Raw genomic sequence first — 26,833 nt, 5'->3', positions numbered from 1 at the left:
CGGTGAGTTCCAACCCGAGGTAGAACGCGTTCTACCAAGAAGATAAGCAATGGGTGCGCCGTGGTCAACCCCGAAGTCGGGATCATTTACCGCAAAGTCGGACAGTGGATTTCGGCCATCTACGGACGGATGGAAATGGGTTTCCGGTTCGTCCCGATGATCAGAGTGACCGATGGGGAATACACAATGCGTTCGTGTCTCACGGACGCCGCCGGGCGCCTCCTCCGTCCACATGCGGCCGCCGTCCACGCGACACCGCGTTCGCCACGACGATGTCACCATGCGTTATGGACGTGCCCGTAAGCCGTGGCTGGTTCTCGCGACGGTGACGGCCGGACTCCTGGCCCTGGCAGCGATCACCTTCTGGCCGCTCACGGCCGAGGACGGTCTCCAGGACTCCGCGAACCGCGCCCAGCTCACCGGCGGCTTCCTCCTCGCGGCGGCCGTGGCATGGACGGGCGTCGCGGTGTGGTCGCGCCGCCGCTCCCGTGAAGCGCGCACGATCCCCGGCCCGGCGGACCTTGAGCAGGCCGCGGCGCTGCTGGCCCAGATCGTCGAACACCAGTGGAAGGAAGAGGCGGCCCTGCGGTCGCTGGACGACCCGGACCCCATCCCCGTGACATGGCAACTCGTCCAGGCACCCGGCTTGATGGACCACCACGTCAGCATCGAGGACACCGCCGCCGCGGCCGCCGGCCGGATGCAGTGGCAGGCGTCCAGCGCAGCCGTCCCCGCCCTCGCCGACCGTTTCCGCAGCACTCGCCGACGTCGCCTGGTGATTCTCGGCGCAGCGGGCATGGGCAAGACGACGCTCGCGGTCCAGCTCCTGCTCCACCTGCTGAAGACCCGCACGCCCGACGAGCCGGTGCCGGTCCTGCTCCCCATCGCGGGATGGGACACCACCGAACACCTGCGCCTGCACGAATGGCTGGCCGAACGCCTCCTCCAGGACTACCCGGCCCTCCGCTCGGACCAGATCGGCGCCCCGGCCGTCAACGCCCTGACTGCCGGAGGCCACATCCTCCCCGTCCTGGACGGTCTCGACGAACTGTCTCCGACCGCCCAAGCGCAAGTCATCACCGCTCTCAACCGCTCCCTCGGCGGAGACGACCAGCTCATCCTGACCAGCCGCACCCTTGAGTTCGCCGATGCCGTGGCCGAAGCCGGAGACGTCATCACCTCGGCGGCGGTCATGGAAGCCCGTCCCCTCGAACCAGCCGAAGCCGCCGACTACCTGGAGTTGACGCTCCCCCCGGTGCCCGCGCCCACCTGGCACCAGATCCTCACGGAACTGCGCACGACACCGACGTCCCCCATCGCCCAGATCACCAAGACTCCCCTGGGCCTGTGGCTGCTCCGCACCGTCTACATCGCCCCCGGCGCCGATCCCGCTCCCCTGGCCGACCCGGCCCGATTCCCCACCCCGGCCGCCCTCCAGACCCACCTTTTCGACCAGCTCATCCCCGCCGTCATCACCGCGCGCCCGCCGAGCAAAGACCCCGCTGACCATTTCCGCCCCCGCAAAAGGCGCGACCCGGAAGACACCCGCCGCTGGCTCGCCTACCTCGCCCACATCCTCACTCACCCCCGCAATTCCGACAGCACCCCGCGCACCCGAGACCTGGCCTGGTGGCACCTCGCCCGCCACGCCCTCCCCCCGAAACAGTTCAAGCGCAGGGTCAGGGCTCTGATCCGCTTCGTGACGGGCAGCACGGCAGGGCTTTCAAGCAGTCTCGTGGTCGGCCTCTCAGTCGGACCGGAAGGCCGCACGCCCGTCGATCTCATGATCTGGCTCGTCGCCTGGTTGCTGACCGGTCTCGTCGTCGGCCTGGCCATCGGCGTCCTCGTCAGCTTTCTCGTCACGGCGGCATCTCGGCCGTGGTCACATGATGAGCCGGGGATCGCGAATCTGAACGGCCGCATCACAATATCGCTGACTCGAAGAGTTGTTGGGTCCGTCGCACTAATCCTCACGTTCGCAATATTCCTAATAATTGCCGGCAGCTCCATCCGTGATGTGATTGTCATTCTGACCATAGGTTTCATCGCTTCGCTGGCGGCGATAATCATCGACTGGCTGGAGAACCCGATCCCCAGTGACCGGCCTAACACCCCGCTGACCACCTGGCGGGGAGACCGCCTTCTCAATATCACGAGAATCATCGTGGTCGCACTACCGGCTGGGTGTGCCATTGGAGTCGCCGTATTCCTGCTATCCGATGCCACATCGGCGTTCCTGCTCGGTGGAGCATCCGGCCCTTTGATCGGACTCGCCATGAGCAATCATCGCGCATGGGTCGCTTACCGGATCGTTGTCAGACATCTGGCAAAACGGGGTCTGGCACCCCGGGATCTGATGCGGTTCCTTGATGACGCGCACAAGCTCGGGTTGCTGCGGGCGGTCGGCCCCGTGTACCAGTTCCGCCACGCCGAGTTCCAGGACCACCTCGCGTCCGCCCATCAGGCGGCGCCCCCGCCGATGCGGCGGTGGCGTCGGCAGGAGTCGACCGCGGGGGCCGGTTGAGCCGGTCGTGGTCGCGGGGGCGGTCCACTCGTGCTGTCTCTCGCCCGAGCCCCGCCACATCGTCGCCAGCAGACTCTCGCGCTGCGCCTGCGTGAAGACCCGCCGCTTTTCGACCGAACAGCGATCGGATCTGAAATTTCACATCCGCCCTGATCCTCGTTGAAATCGACCACGGGAGTCCCACCACTGGGCTTCTGACCTGCCACTTCCCGTGCGGTATCGGGCGTTTCGCCGGTCTTGGGCAGGGATTGTCAAGCGTTCCGTTCCCGTTCATGGTGACGGCACCCCCAGCGCCCGTGCGCTTCCTTCAGGCATCCCGCAAGGCGATCGCCGGGCGCGCAGCACGAATAGGTGCCGTATGAACAGTGCACGGAAACTGTGCTCCCTCCTCACCATCCCGTCGGCGCTCGCCCTGGTGCTGACCTTCGCCCCCGCGGCCGCGGCCGCCCCGGCCCCGGACGCCGCCGCGCAGTACGTGGTGACCGGTCCCGGCACCGCCCAGCAGCGCACCGAGGTGGCGCGGACCGGGGCGGCGATCGACGACGTCCGGACGGGCGAGCTCTCGGTCACCGCCGTCCCGGCCGAGGTGCGGGCGATCCGGAGACTCGGCTACTCGGTGCAGGCGGCGCCCTCGGCCGCCCCGGCCCCGGTCGAGACCAAGGCCGCGACGTCGTACCACACGTACGCCGAGATGCGGCAGAACGTCGACTCCGTCGTCGCCGCGTACCCGCAGATCGCGCGGCAGTTCGTCGCGGGCAGGTCGTACCAGGGGCGCGACATCGTCGGCGTGAAGATCAGCGACAACGTGGCGGTGGACGAGAACGAGCCCGAGGTGCTCATCATCGCCAACATCCACGCGCGCGAGCGGCTCACCGCCGAGCAGGCGCTCGACTACATCGGGCAGCTCACCGGCGGGTACGCGGGCAACAGCCGCATCAGGAACCTGGTGAACGGGCGCGAGATCTACATCATGCCCATGGTCAACCCGGACGGCCAGGTCTACGACATGACCAGCGACACCTCCGCCGGCCGGATGTGGCGCAAGAACCGCCAGCCCAACTCGACGTCGACGGGCACGGACCTCAACCGCAACTTCGCCTACCGGTGGGGGTGCTGCGGCGGCTCGTCCGGCAGCGGCTCCAGCCAGACCTACCGCGGCACCCGCGCCGAGTCGGCCCCCGAGACCAAGGTGATCGCCGACTTCGTCCGCAGCCGGGTCGTGGGCGGCCAGCAGCAGATCAAGATGTTCCTGGACGTCCACTCCGAGGCCGAACTGGTGCTGTGGCCGTTCGGCTACACCTACAACAACACCGTCCCCGGGACGATGACCGCCGACGACGAACTCGCCCACCGCACGATCGGCCGTGAGCTGGCCTCGACGAACGGGTTCACCCCGGAGCAGTCCAGCGACCTGTACATCACCGACGGCACGACCATCGACTGGACGTGGGGCCAGTACCGCATCTTCTCGTACACGTTCGAGCTGGGCGGCGGCAGCTTCTACCCGCCGCCGTCCGCGATCGACCGGGAGGTCCAGCGCAGCCGCGAGGCCCTGCTGCGGCTGACCGACTACGCCGACTGCCCCTACCGGGCGATCGGCAAGCAGGCCCAGTACTGCGCCGCCTGATACCGCGGACATGAGAGGACCGGCGGGCGGTCGCCGCCCGCCGGTCCGGCAGATGCGAAAGAGCGAGACTTCAGCTGACGGCTCTGTGCCGCGATAGCCCTCCTTCCGGTCTTCCTTCCTCCTGACGTGCGCGCACCGGGCCGCTTCGCGGAGGTGCGCGCTGCCGCCGCATCGGGAGACCGCTCCCGACTGGCCGGCCCGCGCGCCGCGCGACACGCGCCGGCGGGCACGAGAACCGGATATATCGCCACGGTCGCCCGGTGGGCGGTGTCCAGGGAGGTGCGGGCGGCCCCAGCCGGACGGGCGGTCCGCCGAAGGACGCCGCGACCAGGGCGTCGAACTCGTCCCTCAGCCACCGGTCGTCGGCGCAGATCAGCTCTGCGAACTCGCGGTCCACCCGCCGCGGCACGAGGCGCTGCATCTCGATCACTCCCCTGGAACCCTCTGCGCGTTCACCAGGTCATCGACCGATACACCTTTTCTATACCCACAGGGGCAGAAGACTGTCAAGTGCGGGGAGGTAGATGATTGACATGTCGCTGGAGGTAACCTACAGTCTGAGTTGCAAGTTTCCTTCTGTGGCGATCAGGCCCCCGGGCCGTCCCGAGGCCCGGGACATCTTCGGAGGTGAGGCATCATGCTGCTGACGTCGATCGACCCGTTCGTGCAGGAGTTCGAGCGCCAGTTCGACCGGGCGTTCCGCCAGGTCGCCGGGAACGGCACCGGCGCGGGCATGCCGATGGACGGCATCCGGCGCGCCGACGACGTCGTCCTGCGGTTCGACCTGCCCGGCGTGGACCCCGACTCCGTCGAGATCACCGTCGACCGCGGCGTCCTGTCGGTCACCGCGCACCGCGAGGAGGAGATCGGCGAGGACGAGCGTCCGTTCATCCGCGAGCGGACCATGGGCTCCTTCACCCGCCGCGTCTACCTGGGCGAGCACCTCGACGCGGAGGCGATCGAGGCCGCCTACGACAACGGCGTCCTCGCGATCCGCATCCCGGTGCTGGAGAAGGCCAGGCCCCGCAAGGTCGCCGTCCAGGCCGGCCGCGGCCGCAAGGCGCTCAAGGGCTGACCAACATCCGGCGGCGGATCACCGCGGCCCGGTCCCGGGCATCACCGGGGCGGGGCCGCGGTCCCGTCCGGCAGAGACAGAAGAAGGAGTGTGCGTGAAGCTGCCCATGGACGACGAGCACGCGGCCCTGTTCACCGTGGGGCAGGTCGCCGACATGCTCGACGTGCAGCAGGCGTTCCTGCGCCGCATCGACCAGCACCAGGTCGTCTCGCCGCGCCGGTCGGCCGGGGGCCAGCGCCGCTACAGCCGGCACGAGATCGGCCGCGTCCAGCAGGTCCTGACCATGATGGACGAGGGCATGACGCTGCCCGCGATCCGCCGCATCATCGAGCTCCAGCACGAGCTCGCCCAGGTGACCCGCGAGCGCGACGAGCTCGCCCGCCGCCTGGACGCCCTGGGCTCCGGCCCCGGGGACCGGGCCTGACCGGCCGGTAACGTGGGACGGGCAGAGCAAGCGCAACAATCAGCCGAGCTCCCGGGAGGTGACCCCGCGATGACGGCCCCCACGCTCATCCTGCGCAAGACGCGCACAGCCGCGGACTACGTGCGCACCCGCACGCGCAACGCCGAGACACGCGAGAGGGCGGCGGCCGTCCTGCACGTCCTGGCCGGTGTCCACGCCGCCGGCGACGTGGCCGCCCCGGCGTCGCTCCGCGACCTGGTGGCGGCCGTCGGCGACTGCGCGGGACCGGAATGGCTGCAGGCGCACGCCGACGACCCGGACGTCCGCCGCCTCGCGACCCTCCTCGACGCACCGGACCTGATCCCCGGCGACCCGGAGGAACTGGACGAACTCCTGGCCACGGTGCTCTGGACCCGGCACGGCCCGCAGCCCGCGACGGCCTGAGCCCGGCCGGGGCAAAGATCGGCAGACCTTTACCGCGCGGATGACCTCGCGGGCGCGGGCGTCACCCGGCGTCCGGAACACGGACGCGAACTTTGATCAGCCGAAACGTTCGCGGAGGGCCGGGAGGAGATCGGCCTCCGCCCACGTGCGGAAGTCCTTCTGCTGCTCGGCCCCCGACTGGCAGATCGCCAGGTGGGTGAACCCCGCGTCCGCGAACTTCCGGACGGCCTCGACGTAGTCGTCCACGTTGTCGCCGCACGGGACGGACTCGGCGACGTCCTCGGGACGGACGGTCCGCACCGCGGCCTCGAAGTTCACCGGGCCCGGAAGCTCGGCCATCACCTTCCACCCCGGAGCCGAGAACCTCCAGATCCGGTGCGCGCGCTCCCTGCACTCGTCGAGGTCGGTCCCGTAGGAGACGGGGAGCTGCCCGTAGACGGGCTTGCCCGCGCCGCCCTCCGCGTGGAACAGGTCCACGGTCTCCTTGACGGGCTGGTCGGAGATGAGCAGGTCGCCGTGCTCCGCGGCCAGCCGCCCGGCGCGCGGGCCGAAGCCGGCGATCCCGATCGGGACGGGCCGGTCCGGCAGGTCGTACAGCTTCGCGGAGTCGACGGTGAAGTGCCGGCCCCGGTAGTTGACGTAGTCTCCGCCGAACAGCGCCCGGATGATCTCGACGGCCTCCGCGAACATCTCGTGCCGGACGTCCACCGACGGCCAGCCGCGGCCGACGACGTGCTCGTTGAGGTTCTCGCCGGCGCCGAGCCCCAGCGTGAACCGCCCGTCCGACAGGACGCCCATCGTGGCGGCCTTCTGCGCCACCACGGCCGGGTGGTAGCGCATGATCGGGGCCGTCACCTGCGTCATCAGGGGGATGCGGTGGGTGGCCTGGGCCAGCGCGCCCAGCACCGACCAGGCGTAGGCGGAGTGGCCCTGGTCCTCCAGCCACGGGAAGTAGTGGTCGGAGACGGCCGAGTAGTCGAAGCCCGCCTCCTCCGCCTCCACCACGTCGGCCACGAGCTGCTTGGGCGGTGTCTGCTCGCAGAGCAGTGTGTATCCGAATTCCATGCAGGCCCGCATACCCGCCCCCGCGCGCTGAACCGTCGCGGTGCCGCAAGCCCCGTCCCGCAGCGCATCGAGGCGCTGACGCCCCCTCCCGCGGGCGCCCCGCGAGCCTCCCGTAAGCGACAAAACCGCTGGACAAGGGGATCTTGGCTACTCCCAGTGAGGTCTGCTATACGTAGAGCTACCCGCCTCTGTCCGGAGGCGGGAAAGGGACATCCGGTATCCACCTTGAGATCCGGGCGTGACAAGGAAGAAAAGGAACCACATGAAGTCCTACACCTACACCGAGCTCGAGACGCTGACCGGCGAGGTCCTGCCGGAGCGCGCCGTTCTGTCCACCCTGCTCGCCGGCGGCGGCCACGGCGGTGGCGGCGGCGCCATCGTCGTCCCGAACTGCCAGGCCGTGACGGCCGTCAACCACGGCCTCCTGGGCATCGTGAACCCGGCGACCAACAGCTCGTCGATCGCCTGCGCCGGCAGCACCGTGGTCGCGGGCGGCTGACCGAGGAGTCGGTACCGCGGGCTCGCGCCCGCAACGGAAGGGCTGGTGTTCTCCCGCCAGCCCTTCCTCCTCTCCCGCGGGAAGTCGTGGTCGGCGGCGGCCGAGCGCGCCGCGCGTCCCCTCCGGGGGACACGGTGAAACCGCTGGCAGGCCCATGCTTGGCTACTCTAGGTGAGGTCTGCTATACGTAGAGCTACCTGCTTCTGACCGGAGGCGGGAAAAGGGACATCCGGTATCCACCGTGAGATCCGGGCACGACCAAGAAGAGGAATGACATGAAGTCGTACACCTACACCGAGCTCGAGATGCTGACCGGCGAGGTCCTGCCGGAGCGCGCCGTTCTGTCCACCCTTCTCGCCGGTGGCGGCAACGGCGGCGGCGCCATCGTCGCGCCGAACTGCCAGGCCGTGACGGCCGTCAACCACGGCCTGCTGGGCATCGTCAACCCGGCGACCAACAGCTCGTCGATGGCCTGCGCCGGCAGCACGGTGGCCGCGGGCAGCTGACGGCTGACCGAAGAGCAGTACCGCGGGCTCGCGCCCGCACGGAAGGGCTGGTGTTCTCCCGCCAGCCCTTCCCCCTCTTTCCGGACGATCTGAAGGCGAACCCATGAGCCAGACGACCCCTCACAAGCTCAGCTACGCGGACCTCGACCGGCTGTCGGGCGAGGTCCTTCCCGGACGGCTAGTGCTGTCGTCCGCCGGCGGCGGAGGCGGCGGCGGCACCGACGCGGTGTACGCCTGCCAGTACTGGCACTCGGCGGGAACGTCCGGCCTCCTCGGCACGGGTCTGCTGGCCCAGCCGGAAGAGACGACGCTGAGCTGCATTCCCGTCTCCGTCCACCACGACTCATGAGCACCCCCGCCGACCAGGCCGTCGACGAGGCCGGCGTTCCGAAGTCCCTCGCCTTCCCGGCCCTCGCCGAGGGCGCGGAACTCGTCGGCGAGTTCAAGAACTCCGGCTACCGGGAGCCGCCCCAGCTCGTGTGCCTCCCCAACCGGCAGCTCGTCAGGCTGCCGCCGCTGCTGTTCCTCGTCGCCAAGGCGCTGCACGACCACCGCGACCTGGCCGAGACGCGGGACGTCCCCGCGGCGCTCGAAACGGTCGCCGCCACGGTCAGCGAGGAGGCGGGCGCCCGGCTGACCGCCGAGCAGGTCGTCTACCTCGTCGACCGCAAGCTCGCGCCGCTCGGCGTCACCGGCTACACCGACGGCACGTCGCCGCCCCTGGTCAAGGCGAATCCATTTCTCGGCCTGAAGTTCAAGGTCGCGGTGTGCCCGGAGCGGGTCACCTGGTTCATCGCCGGGCTGTTCAGCTGGCTGTTCCGGCCGGTGATCGTCGCGGTCACGGTCGCCGCCGTCATCGGGTGCGAGGTCTGGCTGCTCACCAGCCGGTCGATCGCGGAGGCGTTCCAGCAGACCCTGCTCGTCCCGGTGAGCATCCTGATGATCATGGGGCTGGGGGTGCTGTCGTGCGTCTTCCACGAGTTCGGGCACGCCGCCGCCTGCCGGTACGGCGGCGTCCGCCCCGGGGTCATGGGCTGCGGGATCTACCTCGTGTGGCCCGCGTTCTACACCGACATCACCGAGTCGTACCGGCTCGGCCGCGCCGGGCGGCTGCGCGCCGACCTCGCCGGGGTGTACTTCAACGGCATCTTCGTCCTCGGGCTCGCGGGGCTGTACCTGTGGACGGGGTTCGAGCCGCTGCTCGTCGCCGTGCTGTTCGTCAACTTCGAGATGATCCAGCAGCTGCTGCCGACGCTCCGGTTCGACGGCTACTACATCATGTCGGACCTGATCGGCATCCCCGACCTGTTCAAGTACATCGGGCCGATCCTGCGCCGCAAGCTGCTGCGCCGCCCGGCCGACCCGAAGCTCCAGGAGCTCAAGCGCTGGCCGCAGATCTTCGTCACGGTCTGGGTGCTGACGGTGGTGCCGCTGCTGGTGTTCCAGCTCGGCCTCATCACGACGCAGATCCCGAACCTGGTCGCCAAGGACTGGATGATGATCCGCGGCCTGGCCACGGCGGCGTCGAACGGGGCGAGCCCGCTCGTGCTGGTCACCTCCGGCCTGCAGATCATCCTGCTCATCCTGCCGCTGCTGGGCGTGCTGCTCATCCTCTACATGGCGGCCCGCTGGCTGGTGCGGCAGGCCGTCCGGTACGTCAACGGCCCGGTCTCCGAGCCGGTGGCGGACTCCTGAGTTCCCACGCCCGGGTTCCGACGTGCGCCGGGCGCCCCTCGCGGGCGCCCGGCGCACCGTTTTCCAACGGCCGGTAATGCATTTTATACGCTTTATAGAAGAAGCATCGAAAGCACGGACAACGGGAACCTACTCCGAGTAAGTAGTGAGCACGACCCGTCCCGTAACCTGCCGAGCACGATCATCACCGGGCACATCCCCGCCCGAAGGCGACCGGAATCGAGGGCGATTCCGCGTCCGCACATCAGCCGCACGACGGCACCCCCCCCTTTTCGAAGGCCGGCGTACCCTGTCCGGCCTTTCTCGAAAGGCCTCGCATTGCTTCACCGCGTCGCCGCCGCCGCATGCGCGGCGGCCCTCGCCCTGCTCGCCCTGCTCGCCCCGCTCGTCCCCGCCCCGACCGTGGATCGTTCCACCGCCCTGGCCGGCACCGGGCCCGAGGTCGTCGCCGAGACGTCCGTCGCGTCCCGCACCGTGGACCTGACCATCGAATCCCCCGCCATGGGCCGCATCGAGAAGGTCCGGCTCCTCCTCCCGCCGGGATGGACGAAGGACACCGACCGGACCTGGCCCACCCTCTGGCTCTTGCACGGCGGAGTCGACGGCTACACGGCCTGGACGCGCGATACCGACGTCGCCGAACTGACCGCCCGCACGGGCGTCATCGTCGTCATGCCGAACGGCGGGCGCTGCGGCAACTACTCCGACTGGTGGAACTACGGAGAAGGCGGAACGCCCCAATGGGAGACGTTCCACATGACCGAACTCCGCCGCATTCTCGAACGCGACTACAACGCCGGGCAACGACGCGTGATCGCCGGGAATTCCATGGGCGGTCTCGGCGCGATGCTCTACGCGGCGCGCTTCCCCGGCATGTTCGAGGCCGCCGCCGCGTTCAGCGGATACCTCGACACGCTCCTCGGCCACGAGCCGGGGAAGAACTCGACCGGCTGGGGTCCGGCGCTCGCGTGCCCCGGCACCGACTGGCGCCGCGTGTGGGGGCACCCCGACGACCAGGCCGCGATCTGGCGCGCGCACAACCCCGCCGACCTCGCCGAGCGGCTGCGCGGCGTCCGGCTGTGGGTGGCCAGCGGCAACGGCAAGGCCGGGCCGCTCGGCGGGCTCCCGTTCACCGACCCGGTCGAGGCCGCGACCCGCGACCACGCCCGCTCGTTCACCGGACGGCTGCGCGACCGGGGCATCCCCGTCACCACTCGCTTCTACGACGGCCAGCACGACTGGCCGTACTGGGAGCGCGAGCTGCACAAGGCGTACCCGATGCTCCTGCAGTCCCTCGCCCTCCCCCCACCCCGTTGACTTGCGGCGTGTTGTTGTTATGGAGCGTTGCATAACAACAACACGCCGCAAGTCAACGAATCGGGTGGGGTTCAGGTTTGGCGCAACGCGTCCATTGCGTCCTCGCCGGTGCCCAGCGGACCGTTCCACTCGACCAGCAGGACGGTGGCGTCGTCGTCCAGGTGACCGGCGTGGTGGTCGAGGATGCTGTGGATGAGCCGCCGCAGCGTCTCGGGGACGGGCATCCCGTCCTGCTCGTGGCGGATGATGAAGTCGACGAAGCGGTGGAGGCCGAACTCCCGTTTCTGCGGGTCGCGGGCCTCCACGATCCCGTCGGTGTAGAACAGGACCCGGTCGCCCGGCTGGAGCTGCTCGGTGCACAGCTTCGGGACGACGCCGAGGTCGGTGCCGAGCGGGGCCCCGGGCCGGCAGTCCAGGGTGGTCACCCACCGCCCGCCGCGGATGACGGCCGGCTCGGGATGCCCGTACGAGGCCCACGACAGGGCGCCCGACCGGAGGTCGAGCTCCGCCAGCACGGCCGTCACGAAACGCCCGGAGCCGTCGTGCCGGACGAGTTCCTCCTCGATCGCCTGGCCCGTCTCCAGGATCCCGGCGCCCCGCAGCCTGCTGCTGCGCCACGCCGCGATCGCGAGAGCGGACGTCAGGCCCGCGGTGGTGTCGTGGCCCATGGCGTCGAAGACGCCGAGGTGGACGGTCTCGCCCGCCAGCGCGTAGTCGAACGTGTCACCGCCCAGCTGGTAGGCGGGCTCCAGGGCCGCGCCGATCACCACCTGGTCGTTGGCGAACGTCATCGGCGGCAGCAGCCGCCACTGGATCTCCGCCGACACGGTCATCGGCCGGGTCCGTATCAGCCGGGAATAGGAGTCGCTGTAGGGGCCCTTGCTGACGACCAGCAGGGCCACGAGGCCGGCCAGGTACTCGGCGTCGTCCAGGGCCTGCTCGTCGTCCCGGCCGACGGTGACGCGGAGGACCCCGATCCGCTCGGCCCCGTCGAGGATCGGCATCCACCACTGGCAGCGCCCGTCGTCGGACACCTGGCCCTTCACCGGCCGCATGGTCCGGAACGCCCGGCCGGGGAGCGTGCCCTCGACCTTGTACTCGGGAGTCTCGTCGCCGGGGTCCTGCCCCGCGTCGTGCCCGCGTCCGGTGAGCAGCCGCAGGACCGTCTGCTGCACGTCCGAGGCGTAGATCAGCACGTCGTGCAGGCCGGAGTCGGCGGCGTGCCGGGCGACGGCGCCCGGCAGCTGCTCCATGGACATCAGGTGGCTGGCCGCCACGAGCTCTCTCAGCATCGGTTCGCCGTCCTAGGCCGTCCGTTCGTTCGGCACCGTCCGTTCGCTCGGCACCGTTCCGCCCTTCCGTTACCCGGTTGGACGTCTCCCATGTGGCCCGCGGTCCGAGCCGGGCCACACGTAGGGCAGGTCGTCCGGCGTGCCGGGGAAGAGGGCGCCGTAGAACTCGGGGTCCTTGCGGACGAGGGCCGACCGGTGGCTCAGGTGGAACTCGGCGTCGCCCAGCCAGGGCGGCAGCTCCCCGGCGCCGGCGAGCTCCTCCTGGTTCCGCGGCCGCCGCACGCCCGTCGCCCCTTCGAGGTCGGCGCGCAGCGTCGCCGCGCACGTGTCGCCGTGGCCGAGCTCGCACCAGTGGCCGCAGACCTCCAGGCCGTAGCGGACGAGGGCCTCCTCGTACCCCGTCCACATCAGCGCCGCCGGGTGGTGCCGCCAGCCGTAATCGGGCACGGTCACGGCGCGCAGCACCTGGATCGCCTCGACCCGCTGCTTGCCGAGCCGGCGCCGGTCGAGGGCGCGGGCGGTGGCGGCGAAGTCCGCGTACGGCAGGAACGTCTGCACGCCCGTCCCCTACCCGGGAGCGCGCGGCTGAGCGTCGAGGGATCGCAAAGCCGGGGACCCGGTGCGGATCAGCTCCGGGCGGGGGACGGGCCGCCGGGCAGCGCCGCGGCGATCTCGGGTTTCAGCAGGTCGCGGACGCTCGCGTACGACGCGCCGAAGCTGAGGTTCGCGCAGCCGTCGCTGCCGCCCGACAGATGGGCGATCCGGAACTCGCCCGGGGTGAAGAACGCGTTGAGGAAGGGCGGGTCGGTGTCCCTGCCAGGCACGGTGGGCGCCTTCCTGGGGAAGAAGTCGGCGATCTCGAACCGCCCGTCGGAGCTGCAGTCCTCCCACCGGGGCTCGGTCGGCGCCCGCTGCTCGACGCTCGACTGGAGCCGGCGCACGCCCGCGGCCGTCAGCGTGCCGGGGCGGAACACGTCGGCCGCGGTGAGCTTGCGTCCGGTGCGCAGGTCGACGGTGACGACCTCGCCGCCGGGCGACCCGTCCGCCTGCCCGCACCAGTCGGAGAGCTGGAAGTACCGGACGGACACCAGCCGCGGACCGCGCACCCCGAGCGTCGTCTCGGTGCCGATCTCCATGGGCCTGCCCGCGGGGCAGGGCGCCTGGCGGACGCCCCGCCGCGCGATCTCGATGAGCCGGTCCAGCGGGCCGCGCAGCTCGGCGTTGATCCGCCGCTCCAGGGCCGGGTCGCCCAAGCCGGTGACCCTGGCGTACCGCGCGTTCTGAATCTCGATCGGCACCGGGCCGCCGGTGAGCGTCCGGCTGTCCGCGGCCAGCGTCACGACCGGGGCGGGCGGGGGCTCGGCGTCGTCCTGCACCGCGTAGATCGCGCCGCCCGCCGTCGCGGCGACCACGGCGGTGCCGGCGACCGCCATCGTCCCCTTCCCGGCCGCCGTGGCGAGGAATCCCTTGCTCACCGACGCCCCCACGGTGCCGGCGGAGGCCCCGCCGCCCGTCCCGGCCGCGCCCGCCGCGCCGGCGGTGGACGCGCCGGCCGCCCCTGCGGCACCGGCCCCGGCGGGGGCGACCGCGAGCGCGCCGAGCGGGAACAGCGCGGCCAGCGCGACCGCGGCGGCGGCCAGCGCGCGGACGCCGCGGCGCTCCCAGTCGCTCCCGTACGCGGCGGCCGCGGCGGACTCCAGCCACGTGACGAACTCCGCCGCGCCCGGGGGCCGCTCCCCCGGGTCCTTCGCCATCCCGCGCTGGACGAGCGGGCGCAGCGGCTCGGGCACGCCGGCCACGTCGACGGGCGCGGTGAGGTGCCCGTTCATCAGCGCGGCCCGGTCCGCCGCGGGGAACGGGCGGCGCCCGGTCACGCACTCGACGAACACGCACGTCGCGGCGTACACGTCGGTGGCGGGCGTGGCGGCCTCGCCGCGCCACTGCTCGGGCGCCATGTAGAGCGGCGTCCCGGCGGCCGAGCCCTGCCCGGCCAGGACGGCGACGCCGAAGTCGACGAGCTTGCTCAGCCCGTCGGGCCGCACGACGACGTTCGCCGGCTTGTAGTCGCGGTGGACGACCCCGACGGCGTGCGCGGCGGCGAGCCCGAGCAGCGACCCCTTCAGCACGAGCAGCGCCGCCTCCGGCGCCAGCGACCCGTGCTCGCGCAGCACCTCCTTGAGCGACGCCCCGTTGACCGCCTCCATCACGATCGCCGCGCCGTGCTCGCTCTCCACGAACCGGAACAGGCGCGCCACGTACGGGCTGGTCAGCCGGCCGAGCATCTGCGCCTCGGCCCGCAACCCGGCGACGGCCGCGGCGTCCGCCCGCCCTAGGTACTTGATCGCGACCGGTGCGCCGGACGCGGTGTGCCGGGCGAGGACGACCCGCCCCTGCGCACCGCGGCCCAGCTCGCGGTCCTCGGTGAATTCCGCCAGCCGCCATTCCATCCCGGCCACCCCCGTGGGTCTGCACACGCGCTGCTCATGATCGAACCTCACCGGTCGGTGACGCTCCCGCGCGCCGAAAGGTTCGCGGAAACGCGCCCCCGGCGCCACCCCCTTGGCGGGGCCGCCGGAGGGCCGGGTGAGATGGACCACACCTCCGGCGGCGGGCGCGCGCGTCCGGGACCGTTCGAAGTCACAGGTCACGGGCCCGGCCTATCGGTTTCTGACAACCACCCCGGAAAGGAGGGGCCGTGAATGGCCCGAAGGACTGTGCTAAACCCATCTGGGGTCGGCCGAGGCGGAAGGATCTTCATGGGTGCGGCGGAGGATTTCGCGGAGGTCGTCGACACCGGCCGCTATCCGCTGACCGATCCCGGCGGCCCCGGATGGGACGCCGCGGTTTCCCGGACCCGGGAGGCGCTGGCCGAATCGGGATGCTGCGTGCTTCCCGACTTCATCCGGCCCGCACTGCAGGACGCGCTGAGCGCGGAATGCGCGACGATCGCGCCGCGCGCCCATTACGACGTCGAAACGGTGAACGCCTACAACATCGACATCGGCACCCCATTGCCGGAAGACCACCCGGGGCGCATCACGATCGAGCGGGGCAACGCGTTCGTCGCCCGCGACCACATCCCCGCGGACTTCATCGTCCACCGGCTCTATTCCAGCGAACTGTTCCAGCGCTTCGTCGCGGCCTGCTTCGGGCTGCCGCGGGTGCACGAGCTCGCCGACCCGCTGTCGGCGCTCTGCCTCAACGTCGTCAAGCCCGGGATGGAGCATCCCTGGCATTTCGACACCAACGAGTTCACCGTCAGCCTGCTCACCCGGGAATCGGAGGAGGGCGGCGTCTTCGAGTACTGCCCGAACATCAGGTCGGCGGAGGCGGAGAACTTCGGCGACGTGCGCAGGGTGCTCACCGGGGACGGCGGCGAGCTCATCCGCCGGCTGGCACTGCGCCCCGGCGACCTGCAGCTTTTCAAGGGACGGTACTCCCTGCACAGGGTGAGCACCGTCGGCGGCGACACCGCTCGGCACACGGCGATCCTCGCCTACAGCGAGCGTCCGGGGGTCATCGGCAGCGTCGCGCGCACGAAGCAGCTCTTCGGCCGCGTCCTGCCCGCACATCTGGCGGCGGAGGGGCGCGCCGTCCGGGTGGACCGGCTGCTGGATTAGGAGACCGCGTGCGCGTTGACACGACCGGAAAGATCTCGCTCGACCACATCTACACCTCGCCCGACCCGCGCGCCTATTTCGGCACGCTGCGCGAACTCGACTACAACATCCCGGAACTGGCGAAACCGCATTTCCGCCGGTTCATCGCGGAATACCGGCAGGCGCTCGGGGTGCCGCGCCCGACCGTTCTGGACATCGGCTGCTCCTACGGCATCAACGCGGCGCTGGTGAAATACGGCGCCACCATGGGCGAGCTGTACGATCGCTACGGCGGCCGCGACGCCCACCGGCGCACCCGCGCGACGCTGCTGGCCCGCGACCGGGAGCTGACCCGTTCCCATGAAACCGCGAACGACCTGCGCTTCCTCGGCCTCGACGCCTCGGAAGAGGCCCTTTCCTACGCGCTGGAGGCCGGATTCCTGGACGGCACCGTCCACGCCGATCTGGAGAACGGCGACCCGACCGACGAGCAGCGCGCGCAACTCGCGGGGACCGACCTGGTCATTTCCACCGGCTGCCTCGGATACGTCACCGAGCGCACCATTTCCCGCATCGTCGAGGCGCAGGACGGCCGCCGCCCGTGGATGGCGCATTTCGTGCTGCGGATGTTCCCGTTCGACCCGATCGCCGACACCCTCGCCGCCGCCGGGTACGAGACCGTCCGGCACGACGGGCTGTTCCGGCAGCGGCGCTTCGCGACACCGCAGGAGCGGTCGCTCGTCCTGGACCGCCTCGCGGCGGCCGGCGTCGACCCGGCCGGGCTGGAGACCACCGGCTGGTTCTACGCGCGCCTCTACATCTCCAAGCCGTGCACCTGAGCACTGACAACACGAGGATCGAAGTGAACGCCAGCGAAGAGATCTCGACCCGCACCTTCGGCAACGAGGAGCACCTGCCGCGGGTGCCGCTGCCGACGCTCGACGCGACGTGCGCGAAGTTCATGGAGTGGTGCGGGCCGCTGCTGACCGCCGGGGAGCGGGCGCGGACCGAGTCCGCGCTGGCGGAGTTCGCCCGCCCGGGCGGCCCCGGCCGCGCGCTGCACGCGGCGCTCGAACGCTACGACGCGGCGGAGGGCGTGCACAGCTGGCTCGACACCTTCTGGCCGTACCGCTACCTCGGCCGGCGGGACCGCATCGCCCTGAACGCCAACTTCTTCTTCCTGTTCAAGGAGTCGGCCGACGGGCAGGCGGAGCGCGCCGCCGGGCTCATCGCCGGCGCGCTCGACTACAAGCTGCGGCTGGACGCCGAGGAGGTCCCGCCGGCCGTGCAGCGCGGACGCCCGCTGACGATGGAGCAGCACAAGTACCTGTTCTCCACGACCCGCATCCCCGGCGCCGAGCAGGACACCGTCCGCGCCCCCTACACCGCGGAGTGGCCGGGGCCGTCGCGGGCCCGCCACATCGTGGTGTTCTTCCGCGGCAACATGATCCGGATGGACGTCCTCGGCCCGGACGGCCGCCCGCACACGCTGGACGAGCTGACCGCCGGACTCCAGACGATCATGAAGGCGGAGGCGGCGCCGGAGCCGTCCGCCGGGCACCTCACCACCATGGCCCGCGCCGAGTGGGCCGAGAGCCGCCGCGCCCTGATCGCGCTCGACCCCCGCAACGCCGAGGCGATCGACGAGGTGGAGACGGCGCTGTTCTGCGTCTGCCTGGAGAACTTCGTCCCCAAGAACACCCTCGACGCCTGCGACCACCTGCTCCACGGCGACAGCGGCAACCGCTGGTTCGACAAGGCCGTGTCGTTCGTCGTCTTCGGCGACGGCACCGCGGGCATCAACGTCGAGCACTGCGAGCTGGACGGCACGACGATCCTCGCCTTCGTGGACGCGCTGCTGGACGCGCCGCCCGAGCTGGTCTCCCGGCGCTCGGGCGCCGTGTCGCAGGGGCTCCCGGTCATCGAGCCGATCGAGTTCGTCCTCGACGACGCCCTGCGGGAGGACATCGAGGACGCCGCGGCGTCCTTCGCCGCCTACGGCGCGGCGACCGCCACCGCCACGGTGTCGTTCGAGGACTTCGGCTCCGCCCACATCAAGCCGCTGAAGATGTCGCCGGACGCGTTCGTGCAGATGGCCTACCAGCTCGCGCACCGCCGCGCGAAGGGGATCACCGGCGCCACCTACGAGTCGATCGCGACCCGCCGGTACCGGCACGGGCGCACCGAGGCGATGCGCGTCGTCACCCCGGAGGTCCTGCGGTTCGTGGACCTGATGGAGGACCCGGACGCCGGTGCCGAGGCCCGCCGGGACGCGTTCCGCGCCGCCGCCGAGGCCCACGTCCGGCGCGCCAAGGAGTGCCAGAGCGGCCAGGCGCCCGAGCAGCACCTCTGGGAGCTGCAGCTGATCCAGCGGCGGCGCGGCGCGGAGCTCGGCGTCACCGAGCCGCTCGGCCTGTTCGAGTCGCCGGGCTGGCTGACGATGCGGGACGACTACCTGAGCACCAGTTCGGCGCCGTCGGTCAACATCCGGTACTTCGGCTTCGGGTCGACCAGCGAGCAGTGCATCGGCGTCGCCTACGTGCTGCTCCCGGACCGCTTCAACGTCTACCTCAGCACGCCGCAGGCGGTGGCGGACGCGATGCACGTGTTCGCCGACCGCCTCCGCGAGGCCGTCAAGGAACTCCGCGAACTGCTCGCCTGACCGCCCTGCTCGCCTGACCGCCCTGCTCGCCTGACCGCCGGGCCGGACGTCACCGGCCCGGCCGCGCGGGCCGGTGGGTCCGCCCGGACGGGTACAGCCAGCGCCTCAGCAGCCTGCTCAGCGCCGGCATGACGAACAAGGTGAGCAGCGGGATCACCAGGAGCGGGAACGTCAGCGCCTGCAGCGGCGGCGGCCACGACCTCGTCAGCGGGGTGACGAACGTGTTCAGCAGGAGGCTGAGCGGATAGACCGCGCAGAACGTCACGGCGATCATCTTGAGCTTCGACGGCGCCGGAACCGACTCCCCGGGGAGGCTGAACCAGGTCTCCATCCCGGTGGTGTCGTGCCGGTGCTCGCCGGCGACCTCGCGGACGCGGTCGATCAGCTCCGCGCGCTCGGCGGACTCCAGCCACCCGTCGAGCCGCTCCTGGCCGGCGAAGTTGACGACGGTGTAGTACCGGTTCCGCGCCCCCTCGGCGCGCAGCCACACCGCGCCCAGGTGCCCGGGGAACCGGACCGCGGCGCGGTGCAGCCGCTCCGCGCGCTCCTCGAAGTCGCGTTCCCGGCCGGGCTTGACGTCCCACGTGAGCACGAGCGTGACGGGGTCTTCCGGTTCCCCTTCGTCCATGCCCCGGAACCTCACCGGTTCCGGGGCCGTCATGCGGCGGTGACGGGATCAGGCGGCGGCGAGCGCCTCGGTCGGGCTGAGGCGGGACGCCCGCACGGCCGGGTACAGCCCGGCGACCGCGCCGATGACCAGGGTGGCCGCGACACCGCCCGCCACCGCCCACGCCGGGACGACCGACGGCCAGCCCTGGTAGAGGGCGTACCCGGCGGTGATGAGCACGCCGATGAGCGCGCCGGCCGCGCCGCCGAGCGCCGACAGCAGCAGCGACTCGGCGAGGAACTGCGTGCGGATCTGGCCGCGGGTCGCGCCCAGGGAACGGCGCAGGCCGATCTCCGAGCGGCGCTCCAGCACCGAGATGACCATCGTGTTCGCCACCCCGACGCCGCCGACGAGCAGCGCGACCGCGCCGAGGCCGAGCAGCAGCCCGGTGAACGCCTCGCCCGCGGCCTGCTTGGCGGCCAGCGCGTCCGACGGACGCGACACGTCCACCTCGTTCGGGGCCGCCGGGTTCGCGGTCGCGCCCAGCACGTCCCGGACGTCCTCGACGCTCGCCTCCCGCGACCGGGTGTAGATCGTCGTCGGGTGCCCGTCGAAGCCCAGCACGGACTCCGCCGCGGGCCAGCCGACCAGCGCGGCCGTGTCCAGCTCGGGGGCCAGCGGCGCCGGGGCCAGGATGCCGATGACGGTGAACCGGCGGCCCCCGACGAGGATCTGCATGTCCGGGTCCGGACGGCCGATCCCGAGCCGCTCCGCAGCGGTCGCGCCGAGCACGACCGCCGGGTACGCGCCCGTCGCCGGGTTCAGCCAGGCGCCGCCCGCGAGCTCCGCCCCCGTGGCGGCCCGGAGGTCGGTGCGGGCCGCGTAGGCGGCGATGCCCTTCGTCTCGGTCTCGGGCACGCGGTCCGTCCGGTAGACCTTCGCCTCGTCCAGCAGGCCGATCGCCGTCACCTCCCGGACCGGCGCGATCCGCGCCACCATCGCCTCCGATTCGAGCGGCAGCTGCGCCTTCTCCCCGGTCAGCGTGCTGCCGGGCGAGACCGTCAGCAGGTTCGTGCCGAGCGCGGCGAGCGTCCAGTCGAGGTCGGCGCGGGAGGACGACGACACGCCGACGACCGCGACCATCGCCGCGATCCCGATCGCGATGCCGAGCGCCGACAGGAACGCCCGCAGCGGGCGGGTGCGCAGGCCCACCGCGCCCACCCTGAGCACGTCGCCCGGCCACATCCGCGCGGGCCGGAGCACCGGCCGCGACACGGGGGCGGTCATCGGCCCGCCTCCGCGAGCGCGGCGGCGGCCGAGTCGCCGACGATGCGGCCGTCCCGCATCCGGACCCGGCGGGGCAGGCCCGCGGCGATCTCCCGGTCGTGCGTGATGACCACGACCGTGGTTCCGGCGGCGTGCAGCTCGCGGAGCAGCGCCATCACCCCGGCTCCGGACGCCGAGTCGAGCGCGCCGGTCGGCTCGTCGGCGAGGAGCAGCGCGGGCTCGCCCGCCACCGCCCGCGCGATCGCGACGCGCTGCCGCTCACCGCCGGACAGCTCGTGCGGCTCGTGGTCCAGCCGGTGGCCGAGGCCGACGCGCTCCAGCGCCGCCGCCGCCCGCCGCCGCCGCACCGCCGCGCGGAGCCCCGTGTACAGCAGGCCGTCCGCGACGTTGTCGATCGCCCGGGTGCCCGCCGCGAGGTGGAAGTGCTGGAAGACGAACCCGACCGCGGCCGCCCGGAGCGCCGACAGCTTCGCGTCCGGCAGCCGTCCCACGTCGTGCCCGGCGATGCGGACGCGGCCCGAGGTGGGCCGGTCGAGCGTGCCGAGGACGTGCAGCATCGTCGACTTCCCCGAGCCGGACGGCCCGGCGATCGCGACCAGCTCCCCGGCGGCGACGCGGAGCGACACGCCGTCGAGGGCGCGGACGCCGCCGGGGTAGTGCTTGGTCACGTCCCGCAGCTCGATCATTTCGGCACCCCTACGACCGTGCCCGCCGCGATCCCCGGGCCGGAGACCTCGACCTTCCCGTCCGCGAACAGGCCGGCCTCCACCGGGACGTAGGACGAGGTCGAGCCCTTGACGACCTCGACGCCGAAGCCGCCCTCGCTGAGCGCGACCAGCGCGGAGACCGGCACGGTCAGCACGTTCTCGCGCTCCCCGGCGGTGAAGGTGACGTCGACGGAGGCCAGGGCGTACGCGGCGGCCGCCTTCTTCGCCTTCCCGGAGTCGAGCCAGATGGTCACCTCCACCCGGGTCGTCGGCTCCTCGCCCTGCTCGCCCGGGTCGATCACCGTCGTGACCTCGTCGATCTTCGCGGTGACCTCCTCGTTCTCCGGCAGCGTCACCTCGACGGCCGCGCCCTTCTCCGCCATCCGCTGGTCGGCGGTGTCCAGCTCGACGGTCACGGCCTTGGCGGTGCCGGTGTAGGAGAGCACCTTCTTGCCGGGGGCCGCGGGCTCGCCCGGGTTCGCCTGGACGCCGTCGATCCGCACGGCCCCGGACGCGTACGCGACGCGTCCGAGCTCCACGATCCCGGTCTCCGCCACCCAGAGGTCGTCCTGCCATTCCCGGACGGCGGCGGCCGTGGCGTCGGTGTATTCGGCGTCGACGGTGAAACCGCCGTAGCCGAGCGCGCTGAGGTTCGCCTCGAACCGCTTGACGTCGGACCCCTCGGTGCCGACCGCCAGCGGACGGTAGGAGGGCTTGGACCCGTACAGCAGCACGACCGGGTCGTTGTCGACCTCGTACAGCTCCTCCCCCCGGGTGATCTCGTCGCCGCTGCCGGGAAGGCTGGTCAGCACGCCCTTCGCCTGGCTCGTCGCGACGTGCACCGGGCCGTAGCCGAGCCGCCCCTCCTCGCTGAGGGTGTCCCTGAGGGTCTGCTCGGTCACCTTCGCGGTGGCCGGCGGCAGCGCGGCCGCGGCCGCCGCGCCGGAGTCCCCGCCGGTGCCGAGCGCCGCGGCGGCGGCGGTCCCGCCGGCCGCGGCCAGGGCGCCGGCGGCGAGGGCGATCCTCAGCCGCGGCCGGCCCCGGCGGCGGCGCGGCGGGTGCTCCTCCTCCCGGTCCGGAGCGCGCTCCGCGGTGGTCTCCCCCATCACTTCCCGCCGCCCTGCAGCACCTTCTCGCACGCCTGCCGCGCCCGCTCGAAGGTGGCGTCGTCATCGCCCTTCTTCCGCTGGATCCGGATGCCCGGCTCGTTCGGGTCGGGGTCCGGGAAGTCCTCCACACCGTTCTGGCGCATGCACTCGGCGAACTCGCGGGCGCGCTCCTGCTGCCGCGGGTCCGGCGGCCCGGAGGCGTTCGCCTGCGGGCTGTACTCGCGGCACGCCTCCATGGCCTTGTCCATCTTCGCTCGCTCGCCCTCGCCGCCCTTGACCTTGAACTGGACGCGGCCGCCGGGCTTCGGGTCCTCCATGTCCACGCCGTGGTCGCGCATGCACTGGGCGAACTTCACGCCCATCTCTTCCCTGCCGAGCTTCTCGCCGCCCTCCGCGGCCCCCTGCTTCGCGCCGCCCGCCGAGGCGACGCCCGAACCGCCGTCGTCCTCCGAGCATCCGGTCAGCGCCAGCGCCAGCGCGAGCGGCAGGACCGCCAGTATCCGAAGTCGCATGTGCCCTTCCCTCGTCTCCCCGGCCGGAGCGGTTCCGGCCGGTGGGCAGCGATGCAACCCGGTCCGGCGTTTCCCCCGCGTTTCCGCGTCCGGGTGCCGATCACCAGGCGCCGATCACTAACGGAAACGAAACAGCGCCTCCGGCACACTCGCGGCGGGAGAAGGCGGAGGGAGCCTCATGCGGGTGCTGGTGGCGGAGGACGAACGGCTGCTCGCCGACGCGATCGCCGAATGGCTGCGCGGCGACGCGCACGCGGTCGATCTCGCCTACGACGGGGCCGCCGCGCTGGAACGCGTCGGCGTGCACGACTACGACGTGGTCGTCCTGGACCGCGATCTTCCCCTCGTGCACGGCGACGACGTCTGCCGGGAGGTCGTGCGGGGCGGGACCGCGGCGCGCGTCCTGATGCTGACCGCCGCCGCCGAGATCACCGACCGCGTCGCCGGCCTCGGGCTCGGCGCCGACGACTACCTCACCAAGCCGTTCGCGTTCGCCGAGCTGGCCGCCCGCGTGCACGCCCTCGGCCGCCGCTGCCGCCCGGCCGCGCCGCCGACGCTGCACCGCGCCGGCATCACCCTCGACCCGGCGCGCCGCGAGGTGTTCCGGGACGGGCGCTACGTCCCCCTCGCCAGGAAGGAGTTCGCCGTCCTCACCGAGCTGCTCCGCGCCGACGGCGCCGTCGTCTCGGCCGAGCAGCTGCTGGAGAAGGTCTGGGACGAGCACGCCGACCCGTTCACCGGGGCCGTCCGCCTCACCGTCCTGAAACTGCGCCGCAAGCTCGCCGACCCGCCCGTCGTCGAGACCGTCAAGGGAGCGGGGTACCGGATCCCATGAGGCTGTCGCTCCGCGCCCGGCTCACCCTCACCTACGGCCTGCTGTTCCTCGTCGCGGGCGTGCTGCTCCTCGGCGTCACCTACGTCCTGTTCGAGCAGCAGCTCTCCCGCGGCAACACCAAGTTCCTCGCCACCCACACCGGCCCGGGCCCGGCCGCGCAGGCACCCCGGGACAGCGCCCGGATCGTCGACGAGACCAGGCGCCTGTTCGAGAAGGAGCGCGGTGAACTGCACGACGCGGCCATCTCCTCCCTGCTCACCCAGGGCTCGATCGCGCTGCTGGCCGTCGGGGCGGCCGCCGTGGGCTTCGGCTGGCTCATCGCCGGCCGGATCCTCGCCCCGCTGCACCGCGTCACCGACACCGCCCGCCGCATCGCCGGCTCCCCCGCCGCCGACCGCGGCCTGCACGAGCGGATCGCGCTGCGCGGCCCCCGCGACGAGGTCAAGGAGCTCGCCGACACCTTCGACACGATGCTCGAACGCCTCGACCGCTCCTTCGACGGCCAGCGCCGCTTCGTCGCCAACGCCTCCCACGAGCTGCGCACCCCGCTCACCCTGGGCCGCGCCATGGTCGAGATGGCGATGCACCGCGAGTCGGCGTCGCCGGACGTCCGGCGCCTCGGCGAGACCCTGCTGCAGATCAACGCCCGCCACGAGCGCCTCATCACCGGGCTGCTCCTACTCGCCCGCTCCGAGCACGAGATCACCGCCCGCGCCCCGGTCGACCTGGCCGACATCGTCGACCACGTGACGTCCCAGACCGCCCCGGAGGCGAAGGACGCCGGCATCACCGTCGAGACCGAAACGGCCGAGGCCGTCACGACCGGCGACGCCCTCCTCCTGGAACGGGTCATACAGAACCTCCTGGAGAACGGCCTGCGCCACAACACGGAGGACGGCTGGGTGAAGATCTCCTGCCGGGCCCGGAACGACGACGTGGTCCTCGACGTCGCGAACTCCGGCCCGGTCGTCCCGCCCTACGAGATCCCCGCCCTCTTCGAGCCCTTCCGCCGCCTCGACGCCGACCGCGTGGTGACCGCGAAGGGCGTCGGCCTCGGCCTCTCCATCGTCCAGTCGATCGTCCAGGCCCACGGCGGCACGATCACGGCGGTCCCCCGCCCGGCCGGCGGCCTGTCCGTCACCATCGCGCTGCCCCGCTCCCCGGCGCCGGTGCGGGACGCCGTCAGCGCTCGTTGATGATCTTGTTGCCGAGGACCAGGTCGCCGTGGACCTCGACGTCGGCGCTGAAGACGGTGGAGCCCCGGGGGCCGCCGGGGTCGGGCGGGCGCGGCGCGGCGGCCCGGCGAGCCGGGAGGCCGGTGCCGGCCAGGTACATCCATCCCTCGGTGGCCGTCTCCTTGACCTCGACGGTCACGCGTTCGAAGGAGGCGCGGTCCACGGCGCCCTGCAGGTGGGCCACGAAGGCGTCGTAGACGAACGGGGAGACGATGAAGCCGAGGTCGGCGCCCCTTTCGGCGAGGGCGGCCTTCAGGGCCGGGGCCTCCAGGAGGCGGGCGGCCTGGATGATCGCCTGGCCGTTGAGCCCCTCGCCGTCGGGGGTGATGGGGCCGACGTGCAGGGCCGCGCGGAGCTGGATCCGGACGGCCTCGCTCGCGCGGTGGTTGTGCCGGCGCAGCGCGACGGCCAGGTGGCCGGCGAGCGGGTCGACGAGCGCCGAGGTCGGGACGGCGGGCGAGACGATCACCAGGGCGCCGTCCCCGCGGTCCTCGCGGTAGGTCTGGGCGAGGCCGACGCCCGAGGCTTCGAGCGCGGTCAGGAGGATGCGGTAGGTGGCCTCGCGGACGACCCGGCGGTCCTCGTCGTCGCGGGACGGGTCGCCGAAGCCGGCGACGTCGCAGAACAGGACGGAGCAGTTCAGGCCCGACCAGGCCGTGAGGGCGCGGGGCGGCGCCGGATCGAGGGATGCGTCCACGGTACGAGTGAAGGCCGGGACGGGGACGGCGTCCATGTCATGCGACACACTCGGGCGCCGCCGTTCAGCGGGATGCGGTGTGCCTGCGGAGGTCGCGGGGGGTGACGCCGTAGCGGCGGCGGAACGCGTGGCTGAGGGCGCTCGCGGAGGAGAAGCCGGTCGCGTGGGCGAGGTCGGTGATGGTGACGTCGCGGTCGAGGGGGTTGCGCAGCCGGTCCCGGACGACGCGGAGCCGCTCCTCGCGGATGAGGTCCCGGGGGGTCGTCCCGGCGCGCTGCAGGGCGAGCTGGATCTGGCGCAGCGACCAGCCGAGGTCCTGCGCCATGGCGGCGCCGGTGAGGCCGGGGTCGGTGGCGTGCTCGCGGACGTAGCGGCGCACGACCGCCTCCACCTGGGCGAGGTGGCCGGGCGCGGGCGGCCGCTGCCCGCCCGCGACGACGAGGCACAGCAGCTCGGTGATCCGGTCGCAGGCGGCGTCGAACTGCGGCTCGGGGAGCGGCTCGTCGCCGACGGCGCGGACCATGTCGGCGACGACGCGGCCGAGGCCCGCGGACAGGTCGAGGTCGGCGGCGAGCGGCGACTCGGGGTGCAGGCGTCCGTCCACCTCGTGCGCCGGGATCGTCAGGACGAGCGCGCGGGCGGGACGGTGCTGGACGACCCGCACCCGCGCCGCCGGCGACAGCAGGCCGCCCGTCCCCGGGCGGAGCCGCGCCCGGCCGCCGTCGCGGAGCACGAGCAGTTCGCCGTCCAGCGGGAGGAGGAAGCGGTAGGCGTCGTGGATCCCGACGGGGCGGACGTGGTCGGCCCCGTCCGACCGGTACAGGACGAGCCGGTACGCCGAGCTGCTCCGCCGGACCGGCCCGCCGAGGAAGTCGTCCACCGCAGGCCCTTCCGCCGCTCGCTCCGCGCGCCGGTGACCGCCCGGCACCCGCTGATCACCGCCCTGACCGCCGCCTGGCAGCGTAGTACGCACCCCGCCGCCGATTCAGGCGAATCCAGCGGAAAGTGACGCGATTCAGACGGCGCGTGATCGTGCGATGCGCCCGGCGGCAAGATCTCTGCGCGTGAGCACAAGCGCGGCCGTGCGCGATCGTCCTACGGTGCCCGGACCGCGGCGTATTTCCGCGCCGTCCGGC

General features: G+C 72.1%; 26 protein-coding genes. 15 read left to right on the top strand and 11 right to left on the bottom strand.

Annotated elements, in window-relative coordinates:
• Positions 1-280 precede the first annotated feature (280 nt).
• The 5 genes from E1266_RS09370 (at position 281) to E1266_RS09350 (ending at position 6,073) form a co-directional block, all read left to right on the top strand.
• Positions 281-2,524, top strand: a complete 2,244-nt coding sequence (locus E1266_RS09370) for an NACHT domain-containing protein (RefSeq protein ID WP_132045836.1) — start codon at positions 281-283, stop codon at positions 2,522-2,524.
• A 358-nt stretch (positions 2,525-2,882) separates the two neighbouring features.
• Entirely contained in the window at positions 2,883-4,151 is a 1,269-nt protein-coding gene (locus E1266_RS09365; RefSeq protein ID WP_132045835.1) for a M14 family metallopeptidase, read from the top strand.
• A 637-nt stretch (positions 4,152-4,788) separates the two neighbouring features.
• Positions 4,789-5,226 carry an Hsp20/alpha crystallin family protein gene (locus E1266_RS09360; RefSeq protein ID WP_132045834.1) on the top strand — a complete coding sequence of 146 codons (438 nt, stop codon included), beginning with the start codon at positions 4,789-4,791 and terminating at the stop codon, positions 5,224-5,226.
• 94 nt (positions 5,227-5,320) lie between these two features.
• On the top strand, positions 5,321-5,650 hold the full coding sequence (locus tag E1266_RS09355) for a MerR family transcriptional regulator (protein WP_132045833.1): 330 nt from the start codon (positions 5,321-5,323) through the stop codon (positions 5,648-5,650).
• A 69-nt stretch (positions 5,651-5,719) separates the two neighbouring features.
• Entirely contained in the window at positions 5,720-6,073 is a 354-nt protein-coding gene (locus E1266_RS09350) for a hypothetical protein (RefSeq protein WP_132045832.1), read from the top strand.
• A gap of 96 nt (positions 6,074-6,169) precedes the next feature.
• On the opposite strand, the gene E1266_RS09345 is transcribed toward E1266_RS09350, so the two are convergent.
• Entirely contained in the window at positions 6,170-7,138 is a 969-nt protein-coding gene (locus tag E1266_RS09345) for a TIGR03557 family F420-dependent LLM class oxidoreductase (RefSeq protein ID WP_132045831.1), read from the bottom strand.
• Between the two features lie 262 nt (positions 7,139-7,400).
• Here E1266_RS09345 and E1266_RS09340 point away from each other — a divergent pair, with 262 nt between their 5' ends.
• From E1266_RS09340 to E1266_RS09320, 5 genes are all read left to right on the top strand, one after another.
• Positions 7,401-7,637, top strand: coding sequence for a hypothetical protein (locus E1266_RS09340; protein WP_132045830.1), 237 nt, complete (start codon positions 7,401-7,403; stop codon positions 7,635-7,637).
• Between the two features lie 275 nt (positions 7,638-7,912).
• On the top strand, positions 7,913-8,143 hold the full coding sequence (locus E1266_RS09335; RefSeq protein WP_132045829.1) for a hypothetical protein: 231 nt from the start codon (positions 7,913-7,915) through the stop codon (positions 8,141-8,143).
• Between the two features lie 103 nt (positions 8,144-8,246).
• The gene (locus tag E1266_RS09330; RefSeq protein WP_132045827.1) at positions 8,247-8,492 is read left to right on the top strand and encodes a hypothetical protein; all 246 of its coding nucleotides are present in this window, start codon (positions 8,247-8,249) and stop codon (positions 8,490-8,492) included.
• Positions 8,489-9,838 (top strand): hypothetical protein, encoded by a 1,350-nt coding sequence (locus E1266_RS09325; RefSeq protein ID WP_132045825.1) that lies wholly within the window; start codon positions 8,489-8,491, stop codon positions 9,836-9,838. The genes E1266_RS09330 and E1266_RS09325 overlap by 4 nt, the downstream gene beginning before the upstream one ends.
• A 318-nt stretch (positions 9,839-10,156) precedes the next feature.
• Positions 10,157-11,155: an alpha/beta hydrolase family protein gene (locus E1266_RS09320; protein ID WP_132045823.1), complete on the top strand. Its 999-nt coding sequence runs from the start codon at positions 10,157-10,159 to the stop codon at positions 11,153-11,155.
• A 71-nt stretch (positions 11,156-11,226) separates the two neighbouring features.
• Here E1266_RS09320 and E1266_RS09315 read toward each other — a convergent pair whose 3' ends face one another.
• The 3 genes from E1266_RS09315 to E1266_RS38750 form a co-directional block, all read right to left on the bottom strand.
• Complete coding sequence (locus E1266_RS09315; RefSeq protein ID WP_132045821.1) at positions 11,227-12,447, bottom strand: PP2C family protein-serine/threonine phosphatase; 1,221 nt, start codon at positions 12,445-12,447, stop codon at positions 11,227-11,229.
• A gap of 69 nt (positions 12,448-12,516) precedes the next feature.
• On the bottom strand, positions 12,517-13,005 hold the full coding sequence (locus E1266_RS09310) for an MSMEG_6728 family protein (protein ID WP_132045819.1): 489 nt from the start codon (positions 13,003-13,005) through the stop codon (positions 12,517-12,519).
• A 68-nt stretch (positions 13,006-13,073) separates the two neighbouring features.
• Complete coding sequence (locus E1266_RS38750) at positions 13,074-14,921, bottom strand: serine/threonine-protein kinase (protein WP_243718318.1); 1,848 nt, start codon at positions 14,919-14,921, stop codon at positions 13,074-13,076.
• A gap of 282 nt (positions 14,922-15,203) precedes the next feature.
• Between E1266_RS38750 and E1266_RS09300 the strand changes: the two genes are divergently transcribed.
• The 3 genes from E1266_RS09300 to E1266_RS09290 are packed head-to-tail and all read left to right on the top strand — an operon-like array spanning position 15,204 to position 18,708.
• Positions 15,204-16,067, top strand: coding sequence for an arpA protein (locus E1266_RS09300; protein WP_132045818.1), 864 nt, complete (start codon positions 15,204-15,206; stop codon positions 16,065-16,067).
• Between the two features lie 8 nt (positions 16,068-16,075).
• A complete protein-coding gene (locus E1266_RS09295; RefSeq protein WP_132045816.1) occupies positions 16,076-16,885 on the top strand; it encodes a class I SAM-dependent methyltransferase in 810 nt (269 codons plus the stop codon).
• 23 nt (positions 16,886-16,908) lie between these two features.
• Positions 16,909-18,708, top strand: a complete 1,800-nt coding sequence (locus E1266_RS09290) for a choline/carnitine O-acyltransferase (protein WP_207945512.1) — start codon at positions 16,909-16,911, stop codon at positions 18,706-18,708.
• Between the two features lie 49 nt (positions 18,709-18,757).
• On the opposite strand, the gene E1266_RS09285 is transcribed toward E1266_RS09290, so the two are convergent.
• Genes E1266_RS09285 through E1266_RS09265 form a run of 5 tightly spaced genes read right to left on the bottom strand, consistent with a single transcriptional unit; the run spans position 18,758 to position 22,930 of the window.
• Complete coding sequence (locus tag E1266_RS09285) at positions 18,758-19,336, bottom strand: antibiotic biosynthesis monooxygenase (protein WP_132045814.1); 579 nt, start codon at positions 19,334-19,336, stop codon at positions 18,758-18,760.
• Positions 19,337-19,384: 48 nt separating this feature from the next.
• Complete coding sequence (locus E1266_RS09280) at positions 19,385-20,602, bottom strand: ABC transporter permease (RefSeq protein WP_132045812.1); 1,218 nt, start codon at positions 20,600-20,602, stop codon at positions 19,385-19,387.
• A complete protein-coding gene (locus E1266_RS09275) occupies positions 20,599-21,288 on the bottom strand; it encodes an ABC transporter ATP-binding protein (protein WP_132045810.1) in 690 nt (229 codons plus the stop codon). The genes E1266_RS09280 and E1266_RS09275 overlap by 4 nt, the downstream gene beginning before the upstream one ends.
• Complete coding sequence (locus E1266_RS09270; RefSeq protein ID WP_132045809.1) at positions 21,285-22,415, bottom strand: peptidoglycan-binding protein; 1,131 nt, start codon at positions 22,413-22,415, stop codon at positions 21,285-21,287. The genes E1266_RS09275 and E1266_RS09270 overlap by 4 nt, the downstream gene beginning before the upstream one ends.
• Entirely contained in the window at positions 22,415-22,930 is a 516-nt protein-coding gene (locus tag E1266_RS09265; RefSeq protein WP_132045807.1) for a hypothetical protein, read from the bottom strand. The genes E1266_RS09270 and E1266_RS09265 overlap by 1 nt, the downstream gene beginning before the upstream one ends.
• 178 nt (positions 22,931-23,108) lie before the next feature.
• Here E1266_RS09265 and E1266_RS09260 point away from each other — a divergent pair, with 178 nt between their 5' ends.
• Both E1266_RS09260 and E1266_RS09255 read left to right on the top strand, forming a co-directional pair.
• The gene (locus E1266_RS09260; protein ID WP_132045806.1) at positions 23,109-23,765 is read left to right on the top strand and encodes a response regulator transcription factor; all 657 of its coding nucleotides are present in this window, start codon (positions 23,109-23,111) and stop codon (positions 23,763-23,765) included.
• Positions 23,762-24,961, top strand: a complete 1,200-nt coding sequence (locus E1266_RS09255; protein ID WP_132045804.1) for a HAMP domain-containing sensor histidine kinase — start codon at positions 23,762-23,764, stop codon at positions 24,959-24,961. The genes E1266_RS09260 and E1266_RS09255 overlap by 4 nt, the downstream gene beginning before the upstream one ends.
• Here E1266_RS09255 and E1266_RS37845 read toward each other — a convergent pair.
• Both E1266_RS37845 and E1266_RS09250 read right to left on the bottom strand, forming a co-directional pair.
• Entirely contained in the window at positions 24,948-25,697 is a 750-nt protein-coding gene (locus tag E1266_RS37845; protein ID WP_165965998.1) for a hypothetical protein, read from the bottom strand. The two genes, E1266_RS09255 and E1266_RS37845, sit on opposite strands and share 14 nt — an antisense overlap.
• 64 nt (positions 25,698-25,761) lie before the next feature.
• The gene (locus tag E1266_RS09250) at positions 25,762-26,577 is read right to left on the bottom strand and encodes an AraC family transcriptional regulator (RefSeq protein ID WP_132045802.1); all 816 of its coding nucleotides are present in this window, start codon (positions 26,575-26,577) and stop codon (positions 25,762-25,764) included.
• Positions 26,578-26,833 lie beyond the last annotated feature (256 nt).

The sequence above is a fragment of the Actinomadura sp. 7K534 genome, assembly GCF_004348575.1.
Lineage (GTDB): Bacteria > Actinomycetota > Actinomycetes > Streptosporangiales > Streptosporangiaceae > Spirillospora > Spirillospora livida.
Note: the sequence above shows the minus strand (reverse complement) of the source record. Positions and strands in the feature narration are given on the sequence as shown.